This window comes from Martelella sp. UBA3392 (assembly GCF_002358775.1).
GTDB classification, from domain to species: domain Bacteria; phylum Pseudomonadota; class Alphaproteobacteria; order Rhizobiales; family Rhizobiaceae; genus Martelella; species Martelella mediterranea.
Genome location: NZ_DEPM01000240.1, coordinates 1707 through 13553, shown reverse-complemented (window position 1 = coordinate 13553; position 11847 = coordinate 1707). Strand labels below are relative to the sequence as shown.

10 protein-coding genes are annotated in these 11847 nt (G+C 64.0%); 7 read left to right on the top strand and 3 right to left on the bottom strand.

Going from position 1 to position 11847, the window contains the following annotated elements; genetic code table 11:
- Nucleotides 1-108: 108 nt before the first annotated feature.
- A complete protein-coding gene (ggt, locus tag B4E36_RS19150; RefSeq protein WP_292054663.1) occupies nucleotides 109-1911 on the bottom strand; it encodes a gamma-glutamyltransferase in 1803 nt (600 codons plus the stop codon).
- Nucleotides 1912-2066: 155 nt separating this feature from the next.
- Between ggt and B4E36_RS19145 the strand changes: the two genes are divergently transcribed.
- A complete protein-coding gene (locus B4E36_RS19145; protein WP_292054661.1) occupies nucleotides 2067-3725 on the top strand; it encodes an FAD/NAD(P)-binding protein in 1659 nt (552 codons plus the stop codon).
- Between the two features lie 5 nt (nucleotides 3726-3730).
- Here B4E36_RS19145 and B4E36_RS19140 read toward each other — a convergent pair whose 3' ends face one another.
- Nucleotides 3731-4516: an MOSC domain-containing protein gene (locus tag B4E36_RS19140; protein WP_292054659.1), complete on the bottom strand. Its 786-nt coding sequence runs from the start codon at nucleotides 4514-4516 to the stop codon at nucleotides 3731-3733.
- A 3-nt stretch (nucleotides 4517-4519) separates the two neighbouring features.
- Nucleotides 4520-5998, bottom strand: coding sequence for a PLP-dependent aminotransferase family protein (locus B4E36_RS19135; RefSeq protein WP_292054657.1), 1479 nt, complete (start codon nucleotides 5996-5998; stop codon nucleotides 4520-4522).
- Nucleotides 5999-6121: 123 nt separating this feature from the next.
- Between B4E36_RS19135 and B4E36_RS19130 the strand changes: the two genes are divergently transcribed.
- The 6 genes from B4E36_RS19130 to B4E36_RS19105 all read left to right on the top strand — a co-directional run.
- Nucleotides 6122-7123, top strand: coding sequence for a TRAP transporter substrate-binding protein (locus tag B4E36_RS19130; protein WP_345900704.1), 1002 nt, complete (start codon nucleotides 6122-6124; stop codon nucleotides 7121-7123).
- Between the two features lie 219 nt (nucleotides 7124-7342).
- Nucleotides 7343-7900, top strand: a complete 558-nt coding sequence (locus tag B4E36_RS19125) for a TRAP transporter small permease (RefSeq protein WP_230718982.1) — start codon at nucleotides 7343-7345, stop codon at nucleotides 7898-7900.
- Nucleotides 7900-9240, top strand: a complete 1341-nt coding sequence (locus B4E36_RS19120) for a TRAP transporter large permease (protein ID WP_345900703.1) — start codon at nucleotides 7900-7902, stop codon at nucleotides 9238-9240. The genes B4E36_RS19125 and B4E36_RS19120 overlap by 1 nt, the downstream gene beginning before the upstream one ends.
- Before the next feature lie 16 nt (nucleotides 9241-9256).
- On the top strand, nucleotides 9257-9661 hold the full coding sequence (locus B4E36_RS19115) for a nuclear transport factor 2 family protein (RefSeq protein ID WP_292054647.1): 405 nt from the start codon (nucleotides 9257-9259) through the stop codon (nucleotides 9659-9661).
- 12 nt (nucleotides 9662-9673) lie between these two features.
- Nucleotides 9674-11065: an FAD-binding oxidoreductase gene (locus B4E36_RS19110; RefSeq protein WP_345900702.1), complete on the top strand. Its 1392-nt coding sequence runs from the start codon at nucleotides 9674-9676 to the stop codon at nucleotides 11063-11065.
- Between the two features lie 12 nt (nucleotides 11066-11077).
- Nucleotides 11078-11847: thiamine pyrophosphate-binding protein (locus B4E36_RS19105; protein ID WP_345900701.1), on the top strand; the 770-nt coding region annotated here is incomplete at its 3' end.

Genomic DNA, 11847 nt, shown 5'->3' with positions numbered 1-11847 from the left:
CCCTCACTGCCCCTTTCGGGGCATCTCTCCCGCCAGCGGGAGAGAGTATTGGGAGCAAGGTTCGGGTCCCAAGTTCAATCGCTGGCGCCATTTGCCGGGCCGGCGCGATTATTCTCCAAGCGCGATGCCTTCGCGTCTCGGGTCAGCGCCGCCGTGAAGCATGCCATCCTTGATAGCGATCGCCTGAAGGCCCGAGGTCTGCGGGCCGAGCTTCACCTTGAACCCCATCGCCTCCAGCGGCGCTGCCATCTCTTCCGCGTCCGTTCCTTCTTCGATGTCATAAGTGCCGAAGCGGTTCAGAAGATGCGGCATGGCGACGGCCTCCTGCACGTTCATGTCCCAGTCGAGATAGGCGATCACCGCTTGCGCCACATAGCCGATGATCGAACTGCCGCCCGGCGAGCCGATGACCAAAACCGGCTTGCCGTCCTTCATGACGATGGTCGGCGCCATGGACGAGCGCGGCCGCTTGCCGGGTTCGACGCGGTTCGCGATCGGATAGCCGGCCTCGTCATGGGTGGCGAAGGAGAAGTCGGTGAGTTCGTTGTTCAGCAGAAAGCCCGATCTGGTCATCAGCCGGCTGCCGAAGCCGTTCTCGATGGTGGAGGTCATCGAAAGCGCATTGCCATCGGCATCAACGATGACGATCTGGGTGGTGGAGGGCAGTTCGATCGCCGTCCCGTCGCCGTAGCGGATCATGGCATGGTCCCAGGCGGGAAGGCCGGGCTCCACCGTCTCCAACGCGTGGTCGCCATCGAGCAGTTTCGCGCGCATCCTCAGATAGTCCGGCGCGACGAGGCCCTCAAGCGGCATCGGCACGAAATCGGTATCGGCCATGTAGCGGCCGCGATCGGCGAAGGCGAGTCGCGAGGCATCGCCGATCAGCCGCCAGCTTTCCGGGTTGTCCGGTCCGAGCGCGGCGAGGTTCTTCTCGGCGGTAAGCCCGAGGATCTGGCCGACGGTGAGCGCGCCGGAGGAGGGCGGCCCCATGCCGCAGACGTCATAGCCGTGATAGGCCACGCACACCGGATCGCGTTCGATCACCCGATAGGCGGCGAGGTCTTCCAGACCGAGCAGGCCCGGATTGCCTTCGGCGTTCCGAACGGTGTCGACAATGTCGGTGGCGATTTCCCCGGAATAGAATGCCTCGGCTCCATCGGCCGCGAGTGCCGTCAGCGTCTGAGCGTAGGCCGGATTCTTCAGAAGATCGCCGTCGGCAAGCGGCTCGCCGCCGGGCAGAAAATAGTCGGCGGTGGTGGTGAACCGGCCAAGCCGATCGCTGTCTTCGGCGATCTGTCCGGCAAGACGGGGCGAAACGGCAAAGCCATCCGAGGCCAGCGCGATCGCATCATCGAACAGGCCCTGCCATTCGAGCTTGCCCCAGCGCTCATGCGCCGCATCCATCAGCATCGGCGTGCCGGGCGTGCCGACCGAGCGGCCGCCGACCACGGCATCGTAAAACTGAAGCGGTTCGCCATTGTCGTCGAGAAACAGTTTCGGGGTTGCCGCGCGCGGCGCGGTCTCGCGGCCGTCCAGCGTCTTCAGCCGGTTTTCCGCGGCATCGTACCAGACCAGAAACGCCCCGCCGCCCATGCCGGAGGATTGCGGCTCGACGAGGCCCAGAACCGCCTGCACCGCCACCATGGCGTCGGCGGCGCTGCCGCCCTCGGCCAGCACGCGCGCGCCGGCTTCCACGGCAAGCGGATTGGCGGCGGCGACCATCCATTTCTCGGCCTCGACGGGCCGGCCCTCGGCCTTGGCGGCAAGGGCGGCTTCGACCTCGGGCGAGGCGGCGGAAAAGCCGGCCTCCGTCGTGCCGATTTCCGGGGCAACCGAGTCTGCGGCCTGCTGGGCCGCGGCTGGAACGGAAAGCAACGCCACGAAAGCGCTCCCCGCGATCAATCTCATCATGTCCCCTGTCTCCTTTTTATGCGCTTGATGCGCGCGAGCTTGAGCAGAGTGCGCCAGAAATATCCCGGCGCGTCAAGGAAAGGCCGCTGCAAACCGGGAACTTATGGGGCCGCTCGACTGTTATGAAGACGATAGTGCTCCAGAGGTTTTCCTCCATGTCCTCCAAAATCGCGATCATCGGCTCCGGCCCCACCGGGATATACACGCTCAAGGGGCTGATCGGCGAGCATGCGCCGCTCGAGATCACGATTTTCGAGCGCGAGGACATGCCGGGCAAGGGCATGCCATACCAGCCGCACATCAATGACCGGGCGATGCTCTCCAATATCGCCAGTATCGAAATTCCGCCGATCTGCGAAAGCCTGACCGCGTGGCTGCGCCGCCAGAGCGACGCGGCGTTGCAGGAATTCGGCATCGCCCGCGAGGCCATTGCCGAACGCACCTTTTATACCCGCGTGGTGCTCGGCGAATATCTCCAGGCGCAGTTCTTCGGGCTCGTTCAGCAGGGGCGTGAAAACGGCCACCGGATCGCGGTCAGGGCCGCGCATCGCGTGTCCGACATCGCGCTGATGCGCGACGGTATCGAACTGACGGTGGAAACGCCGGCCGGCGACTACGAAAAAGCGGTGTTCGATCATGTGGTTCTGGCAACGGGCCATGACTGGCCGGAGGTGACAGAAACCCGTGCCGGTTACTTCGTCTCACCCTGGCCCGCGCCGGCCCTGAAGTCGATCCCGCCCTCAAAGGTCGGCATACTTGGCACCTCGCTCAGCGGCATCGACGCGCTGATCACGGTCGCGACCGCCCATGGCGGGTTTCTGCTCGATGACCACGGCGATCTGCAATACCAGCCGCATGCCGATACGGAAGGTTTCCGGGCGACGATGATGTCGCGCAAGGGCATTCTGCCGGAGGCTGATTTCTATTGCGAAATTCCCTATCGCCCGCTGGTCTTCTGCACCGAGGAGGCGATCGAACGGCTGATTGCCACCCATGAACACGGGCTGCTCGACGCCATTTTCGCGCTTTTCCGGCAGGAACTGGCGCTGGCCGATCCCGATTACGCCGCCCGCATCGGGCTCTCCATGCTGTCGGTCGAGACGCTGGCGCCGGCCTATTTCAGAGAACGTCAGTCCGCTGATCCGTTTGCGTTTGCCGCGCGCAATCTCGCCGAGGCGGAGATGAACCAGAAGCGCCAGTATACCGTGGAGTGGCGCTACGCGATCCTGCGCATGCACGAAGTGATCGCTTGCGCGATCCCGCATCTGGACGCCGCCGACCTCGAACGGTTTCACAAGCATTTCAAGACCGTGTTCGTCGACGACTATGCCACGGTGCCGCATGATTCGATCCGCCGGCTGCTGGCGTTGCACCGCGCCGGAAAGCTCGCGGTCAAAGCCATCGGCGACGATGCCGAGATCGACAATGAGTGCGTTCAGCGCGGCGCTGTCGTGCGTTTCGACGGGCAGGAACTGCGCTTCGACGCCTTCATCGACGCCACCGGACAGAGTTCGCTTTCGGCCCGCGATCTGCCGTTTTCGACGCTGGTCGGGCAGGGTGTGGTCAGTCCGGCCTCGACGCGGGGAAGTCTTATGGCCGACGGGATGGTGCGCACCGGCGGCGTCGATCTCGATGCGGCCTTCCGGCCGATCTTCAACGAAAACCTTTCCCGCAACCTCTATTGCGGCTCGATCTCCTTCCTGCTGCACAAGCTCCCCTTCGTGCAGGGAATCACGTCCGCGCGCGACATCGGCGACGTGATTTCAGCCGCGATTCTCGAAAGCGAGGCCGAAGGCGCGCTGACGGCCGCCTGAAGGGCTCAGGCGGCGCGGCTGGCGATATCGCCGGTGGCGATGAAGCCGGGCTCCTCGATCGTGCAGTAGATGCCGAAATTGCGCCGGTTGTGACGCAGGAGCGAGCGCAGGATATCGGCGTTCTCGGAAATGTCCGGCTGCGGCGCGATCGTCATGCCGCAGCGGCGGGTTTCCTCGAAGGCAATGATCATCGCCGCGCCGAGCTGCAGCCGCTGCGTCAGCCATTCCTTTTCCGGAAAACCGACGAGACCCGGCGTCTTCAGCACCACATTGGGGCGAAAGCGTCGGCTTGAAACCTCGTCTGCACCCGCCAACGTCGCGAGATGCCGTAGCGCATCGGTGGTCACCAGGTGGATCGGCGAGGGGAGATAGCGGTTGACGGCAACCGGGCCGGAATCATTGGCATTTCGGGCGTAGGGGCGCACATCGACGGCGAAGCCGAAGTGATTGGCGAGCCTTTCCGCAAGTCCCGCGTCGTCCACGCCCGTCCATCCGCCATCGGGAAAGCCAATCTCTGGTCGGTTGTCCTCGCCAAGTCGGGCGCCGAGGAACAGCGCCGGCCGCCAGCGCAATTCCTTTTCCGGTGCTGCGGGCGCGCCGGTTTCGGCATCGCAGATGCACCAGGCGCGATCGAAGGCAACGCCGTCGCTGCCGAGCACGGCGGAGGTCAATCGCTCCCCGCCCAGCGAACTGACGGGATAGCGCCAGATTTCAATGATTTCGCCGACCGGCTCCATTCCGACCTCCTGACCATATTCCGGAATCTGATCGATTCCGATCGGTTCGTCCATGCCTTAAATCTTCAGCGCCCGCTTTACCGCCGCATCGATCAGTTCGATCCCGCGCGGTATATCGGACGAATCGATCGAGCCGTAGCCGAGCCGGAACAGCGGACAGGGCTCCGGCGGGTTTTCGAAGAACACAGCGCCGGGCTCGATCAGCACGCCGTCCGCCTTCAGCTCCTCGGCGAGCCTTGCGCTGTCGAGCCCGTCAGGACCTCTGAGACATACGCTCGCGCCGCCGGCCACCGCCGCGCTTTCAAGCGTCAGGCAGCTTTTCGCCAGCGCCTGATCCAGCACCGCGCGCCGCTTCACCATCGCGCCACGCAGCCGCACGATGTGGGCGTCATAATGGCCGAGCGCCAGAAAATAGGCGGTGATGCGCTGCAGGTGGCCGGGCGGGTGGCGCAACAGCATGGTCCTCAGCTCGCGCGCCTTGGCGATCAGCGGGGCGGGGGCCACGAGATAGCCGATCCTGAGACCCGGAAACAGCGATTTCGAGAAACTGCCGATATAGAGAACGCGGCCCTCAGTATCGAGCGATTTCAGCGCCGGGGCGGAGGGGCCGAGATAGGACATCTCGAAATCGTAATCATCCTCGACGATCACGAAATCCTGGGCGGATGCGCGGTTCAGCAACTCCTGGCGGCGACCGAGCGGCATGGTCGAGCCGGTGGGGATGTGATGGCTGGGCGTGATCATCACCAGTCGCGTATCGTCCGGCAGCGTTTCCGGGTTCAGCCCCAACCCGTCGACAGGCAGGAAGGTGACCGGGCTTTGCGAGCGGCGCAGCGTCTCGGCGATGTCGGGATAGCCCGGCTCCTCGGTGACGGCCGGCCGGTCGGCGCGGCACAGAAGCTCCACCGCGATATAGAGCGCGTTTTGCGCGCCGAGCGTGACCAGCACCTCATCCGGCCGGGCATGGATGCCGCGCCGGGGCAATGTGTTGGAGCAGATATAGTCGATCAGCAGCGGATCGTCGCTGCCGTAGCGATCGGTGGAAAGATCGCCGAAATCGCGGCTGCCGAGCGCACGGCGGGCGCAATCGCGCCAGGCGTAGTGATCGAAAAGCCGTGGGTCGGGCTGGCCGTAGATGAAGGGATAGCGATAGCTGCGCCAGTCGGCGGGCTTGCGGATCACCCGCCGCGGCGGCGGATGGCCTGCAAGCCACTGCGACCAGTCAAGCGATGTGTCGCCCGCCGTCGCGCCAGCGACCTTCAATCCGCGATGAGGCGCGGTGGAGGCGACCGCGACGCCGGAGCGCGGCAGGGTTTCGAGATAACCCTGGCCGACAAGCTCCTGATAGACCAGCGTCACCGTCATGCGCGACAGGCTCAGCGCTTCGGCAAGTTTGCGGCTTGACGGCAGGCGGGTGCCGGGCCGCGCGCCGCTTTCCAGGATGGCGCGCACCAAGGCCGCCGCCAGCCGGCCCTGTAGGGTCGGCGCGTCGGCGGCGCGCAGGAAAATGCTCTCGGCTGCGATTGTACTTTTCATCTGGACCTAACGAAGCTCCTATCTGGACATATCGCGGAACCGTGCTTGCTGCAATCTTGACGGCCGTCAAGCGACCGCGATCTCAATCAAGCGGCGTAGCAATCCAAAAGTAGGGGACTACACATGACCATTCTCACCCGTTTTGTGACCGGCGCCGTGGCCGCGCTCGCGCTGAGCCTGCCGGCTGGCGCCACCGAATACCGCATCGCGGTCGGCGACGGCGCGGGCGGCACCCAGGAAGCGCTCGGCCTCGCGTTTATCGAAGCTCTGGAGCAGGAATCCGGCGGCGAAATGACCGGCAAGCTGTTCCTGAACGGCCAACTCGGCGACGAGCAGGACACCGTGACGGCGGCCGCCACCGGCACGCTCGATTTCTCGATCCTCGCGATCAACAACATCACCCCGTTTTCACCGTCCGTCGGCACGCTGACGCTGCCTTACGTGATCCTCAGCCAGGAAGACGCCGAACAGCTCACCCAGGGCGAGATCGGCCAGCAGATGATCGAGCAGACCATCGAGGATGCCGGCGTGCGCATCATCGGCTGGGCCTATTCCGGCTTCCGGGTGCTGACCAACTCCAAGCGGCCGGTCTCCACCGTGGACGATCTGCAGGGCCTGGTGATCCGCGTTCCCAAGAACGAGATCATGATCGAGACCTACAAGAGCTGGGGCGTGAACCCGACGCCGATGGCCTGGGGCGAAACCTTCGCAGCCCTTCAGCAGAAGGTCGTCGACGGCCAGGACAACCCCTACATGACCGTCTATGCGATGAAGTTCGACGAGGTGCAGAAATATATCACCAACCTGCACTACATCTTCTCGATCGAACCGCTGATCATCTCCGAAGCGCTGTTTGAAAGCCTGTCTGAGGAAGAGCAGCAGCAGGTGCTGGCCGCGGGCGAAGCCGCGACCAAGGCCTCGTCGGAATTCCTGCGGGCGGAAGAGTCCAAGATCAAGGAGGAGCTTGTCAGCCGCGGCATGGAGATCACCGATCCGGCCAATGACGAGCAGGAGTTCATCGACCTCGCCACCACGGCCGTCTGGCCGAAATTCTACGACCAGATCGGCGGCAAGGCCGTGCTGGACAACGTGCTGACCTCGCTCGGCCGCGAACCGGCGAAGTAATGGGTGAGGGGCGCTGACTCCAACGGTTGCGCTCCGCCCGTCCTCTCTCTCATGCGTCACCCTCGGGCTTGACCCGAGGGTCCAGGCAGCCTGTCCGTGTCGCCTGGATGCTCGGGTCAAGCCCGAGCATGACTCGAGAGGAGGAGGGGGCAGGCCGAAAACCGACAGGCTCGCGCCCCTCCCGCCATCGCTGTCCACGCCAATCCTCCCGAGGTTGCCATGTCCGCATTCTGGTCATTTGTCGACAAGTTCGAAAGCCATGTCTGCCGTGTGCTGCTGGCCGTGTTCGTGACGCTTCTGTTCGTGCAGATCGTCGCCCGCCAGTTGTTCGGTTTCTCGATCACCTGGATCGAGGAGCTTTCGGTCATCCTGTTCGTCTGGTTCGCCTATTTCGGCGCGTCCTATGCCGCGCGGATTGCCGCGCATAACCGCGTCACCTTCCAGCTTAACGCGATGTCGCGCAAGAAGGCCCGTATCATCGAGGCGATCGGCGATGCGTTCTGGATCGCCTTCAACATCGTTTTCATAATCGAATCAATCGATTTCATCGGCCGCCTGAAACCATTTGTGAAGGCCCAGACACTTGGCTGGGAGATGCGCTACATCTATCTGGCGCTGCCGATCGCGTTCACGCTGATGACGATCCGCATCCTGCAGGTCAACTACATGAAACTGGTCATGGGCATCGACCCGGCCGATCCGGACAAGGCGAGCGTCGAGGCCGCGATGGAATTCGCCGCTGACGAACAGCGCGCCTATGAGCGGAGGCACCCCTGATGGACAGCCTGCTGATTGAAATCCTGTTCGGCTCGTTCTTCGGCCTTTTGATCCTCGGCGCGCCGATCACGGTGGCGCTCGGCGTCGCCTCGCTGATCGCCATGCTCTATCTCGGCGACAACCCGATCAAGATGGTGCAGATGGCATGGTCTTCGGTTGGTTCCTTCCCGCTGATGGCGCTGCCCGCCTTCATTCTGGCCGGCGCGCTGATGGAGGCCGCCGGTCTCTCGCGCAGGCTGATCGCCTTCGCGGAAAGCCTTGCCGGTCCGTTCACCGGCGGGCTGGGGGCGGCCACCGTCATGGCCTGCCTGTTCTTCGGCGCGATCTCGGGTTCCGGTCCGGCAACGACGGCCGCCGTTGGCATGCTGATGATCCCGGCCATGGCGCGCCAGGGCTATGGCCCCGGCTATGCGGCTTCGGTCACGGCTGCGGCGGGCGGTCTCGGCATCATCATTCCGCCCTCGATCCCGATGGTGATCTTCGGCATTTCGGCGATGGGCATGCAGCCGCCGCCGGAAGCGATCGAAGCGCATGGCGTGTTCCAGTCGGTGTCGATCTCCAAACTGTTCATCGCCGGCGTCCTGCCGGGCGTGGTGATGGCGGGCGGTCTTTTGACCATGAACTATATCCGCTGCCGGATACGCGGCTTCCATGGATCCGACGAGCCGTTCTCGCTGCGGCGCGTTGCCAGTGCGGGCTATCACGGCTTCTGGGCGCTGCTCGCCCCGGTCGTCATCCTCGGCGGCATCTATTCGGGCTATTTCACGCCGACCGAGGCCGCGATCGTCGCGATCTTCTACACGCTGTTCGTCGGCGCGGTGATCTATCGCGAACTCGATGTCCGGCAGGTGATCAAGGCGCTGGACACCACCACATGGCTTGCGGGCCGCGTGTTGCTGGTGCTGTTCGCGGCGACGATCTTCGGCCGGATTCTGGTCGAAAACGACGTGCCGGGCGTGATTGCCGGCGGCATCCTGTCGCTGACCGACAATCTTTATGTGATCTGGGCCATGGTTATCGGTCTGCTGCTGATCATCGGCATGTTCATGGAGACGCTGGCGGCGATCATGATCCTGGTGCCGGTCATGCTGCCGGTCGCCTACATGATGGGCATCGACCCGGTCCATTTCGGCATCGTGATGATCTGCACACTGTCTGTCGGCTTCCAGACCCCGCCGCTTGGCGAGAACCTGTTCATCGCATCCGGCATTTCCGGGATTTCGATCGAGCGGATCAGCCTGCGCGCAATTCCGTTCGCGATCGCCTCGGTCATCGCAATCTTCATCATCGCCAGCTTCCCGGCAATCTCTCTCTGGTTGCCGCGAATGATGGGCTACTAGGGCAAGGAAAACTCCCATGACTGCACACATTAAAAAACTCTCCGCAGACGACCTGAAGGCCACCTTCGACGCCTTCAACCGCCACGACATCGATGGTGTGATGACCCATTTCGCCGATGACTGCGTGTTTTTCACCGTCGCCGGCGACCATGAATACGGCAACCGGATCGAGGGCAAGGAGGCGATCGCCAAGGCCTTCGTCGGCGTCTGGACCGCGATGCCGGACGTTCAATGGGCCGATCACAGCCATTTCCTGTCGGAGGACGGAACCCGCGGCGTAAGCCAGTGGACCTTCCGCGCCACCAATCCCGACGGCACCCGCACCGAGGTTCAGGGCGTTGACCTGTTCCGGATCCGGGACGGCCGGATTGTCGAAAAGCAGGCGATCCGCAAACAGCGGCCTGCGATACCAGCCAAGTGATGTGAGACGATCATGCAGGTCAATGCAAAACGCCTGGGATCGAAGCCCTTCGATCCGCATTATGATCCCCTGACCGACCGCACGCTCGGCCCGGGCAGCGACTACGCGCCGACCTACTGGATCGGCACGGCCGGCGAGACGCCCGAGGATGACGGCCCCGTGATCTCCGACATGGATGTCGACGCGGTGGTGATCGGCTCCGGCTATACCGGGCTTTCGACCGCGATCCACCTTGCCAAGATGCATGGCATCAAGGCGACGGTGCTGGAGGCGAACGGCGTTGCCTATGGCTGCTCCACCCGCAATGGCGGGCAGGCGCAGATCAGCGCCGGCCGGCTGAAGCGCAGCCAGTGGATCGAGCGCTGGGACCTTCCGACCGCGCGCGCGCTGCACGACGAGATGGTTGAGGCCTTCGACCTGTTTCGCGGGCTTGTGCGCGACCACGCGATCGCCTGCGAGCCGCAGGATGGCGGGCATTACTACATCGCCCACAAGGCATCCGCGATGCCGTCGCTGGAGGCGGAGACGCGGCTTCTGAACGACAAGTTCGGCTATGGCGCGCGGATGCTGACGCGCGAGGAACTGCATGAAACCGTCGCCCGCGACATGGAGGCCCATGGCGCGATGTGGGAGCCGGACGGCACCGGCATCCACGCCGCCAAGCTCGCCTTCGGCTATCTGCGGGTTGCCCGCGAACTCGGCGCGAAGGTGCATACCGACAGCCCGGTTCAGAGCTGGGAATACAAGGACGGCGTCCACTATCTGAAAACGCCGCGCGGCACGGTGCGGACGAAGCGCGTGGCGGTCGCCACGGCCGCCTATGCGCCGCGCGGTCTGCATCCCAGGGTGAAGGACCGGCTGCTGCCGATCATGTCGAACAGCGTCGTCACCCGCGTTCTGACCGAGGACGAGTTGCAATCCGTCGGCATCAGGAAGCTCTCGCCGCTGACCGACACCCGTACGCTGCGCAATTACTACCGCCTGCTGCCCGACAACCGGCTGCAGATCGGCTCGCGCGCGGCGATCACCGGGCGCGATGCCTCCAACCCGGCGCATCTCAAGGGGCTCTGCGATGCCGTGGCGCGCAAGTTCCCGGCGCTCGCGGGCGTCGAACTCGACTATAGCTGGTGGGGCTGGGTCGATGTCTCCCACGACATGATGCCGCGCATCACCGGCATGCCGGATCTGCCCGGCGCCTATTATTCGCTCGGCTATGGCGGCAACGGGGTGATGTATTCGGCCATGGCCGGCCGCCGCATGGCGCAGCTTGTCGCTGGCGAGCCGATCCCCGACCTGCCGATCTACGGCAATGAACTGAAACACGAGGGTTGGAAGACGCCCTTCCGCCGGCTCGGCCAATGGGGCCTGTATCAACTCTATCATTACCGTGACGAACGGAAGTAAGGAAAAACAACGATGAAAATGACCACCGAGGAAGCATTCGTCAAAGTTCTGCAGATGCATGGCATCGAACATGCCTTCGGCATTATCGGCTCTGCGATGATGCCGGTCAGCGACCTGTTTCCGAAAGCCGGCACCACCTTCTGGGATTGCGCCCATGAAACCAATGCCGGGCTGATGGCCGACGGCTTCACCCGCTCCACCGGCAAGATGTCGATGGCGATCGCCCAGAACGGCCCCGGCGTTACCGGCTTCGTGACCCCGGTCAAGACCGCCTATTGGAACCACACCCCGCTTCTGCTGGTAACCCCGCAGGCCGCCAACAAGACGATCGGGCAGGGCGGCTTTCAGGAAATGGAGCAGATGCGGCTGTTCGCCGATTGCGTCAGCTACCAGGAAGAGGTCCGCGACCCCTCGCGCATTCCCGAAGTGCTGAACCGGGTGATCATGGAAGCCTGGCGCAATTCCGCGCCTGCGCAGATGAACATTCCGCGCGACATGTGGACCCAGGTGATCGATGTCGACCTGCCGCAGGTCGTCGCCTTCGAACGCCCGGCGGGCGGCGAACTGGCTGTCGCGGAGGCCGCCAAACTGCTCTCGGAAGCGAAGTTCCCTGTGATCCTGTCGGGCGCTGGCGTGGTGCTTTCCGGCGCGATCCCGGACCTGATCGCACTTGCCGAACGGCTCGATGCGCCGGTCTGCAGCAATTACCAGCACAATGACAGCTTCCCCGGCTCGCATCCGCTGGCCATGGGCCCGCTCGGCTATAACGGCTCCAAGGCCGG

Bases quoted from the DNA above. Each gene is read 5' to 3' on its own strand.
- ggt (WP_292054663.1), bottom strand. From the start codon at position 1,911: ATGATGAGATTGATCGCGGGGAGCGCTTTCGTGGCGTTGCTTTCCGTT.
- B4E36_RS19120 (WP_345900703.1), top strand. From the start codon at position 7,900: ATGGACAGCCTGCTGATTGAAATCCTGTTCGGCTCGTTCTTCGGCCTT.
- B4E36_RS19130 (WP_345900704.1), top strand. From the start codon at position 6,122: ATGACCATTCTCACCCGTTTTGTGACCGGCGCCGTGGCCGCGCTCGCG.
- B4E36_RS19145 (WP_292054661.1), top strand. From the start codon at position 2,067: ATGTCCTCCAAAATCGCGATCATCGGCTCCGGCCCCACCGGGATATAC.
- B4E36_RS19135 (WP_292054657.1), bottom strand. From the start codon at position 5,998: ATGAAAAGTACAATCGCAGCCGAGAGCATTTTCCTGCGCGCCGCCGAC.
- B4E36_RS19140 (WP_292054659.1), bottom strand. From the start codon at position 4,516: ATGGACGAACCGATCGGAATCGATCAGATTCCGGAATATGGTCAGGAG.
- B4E36_RS19110 (WP_345900702.1), top strand. From the start codon at position 9,674: ATGCAGGTCAATGCAAAACGCCTGGGATCGAAGCCCTTCGATCCGCAT.
- B4E36_RS19115 (WP_292054647.1), top strand. From the start codon at position 9,257: ATGACTGCACACATTAAAAAACTCTCCGCAGACGACCTGAAGGCCACC.
- B4E36_RS19125 (WP_230718982.1), top strand. From the start codon at position 7,343: ATGTCCGCATTCTGGTCATTTGTCGACAAGTTCGAAAGCCATGTCTGC.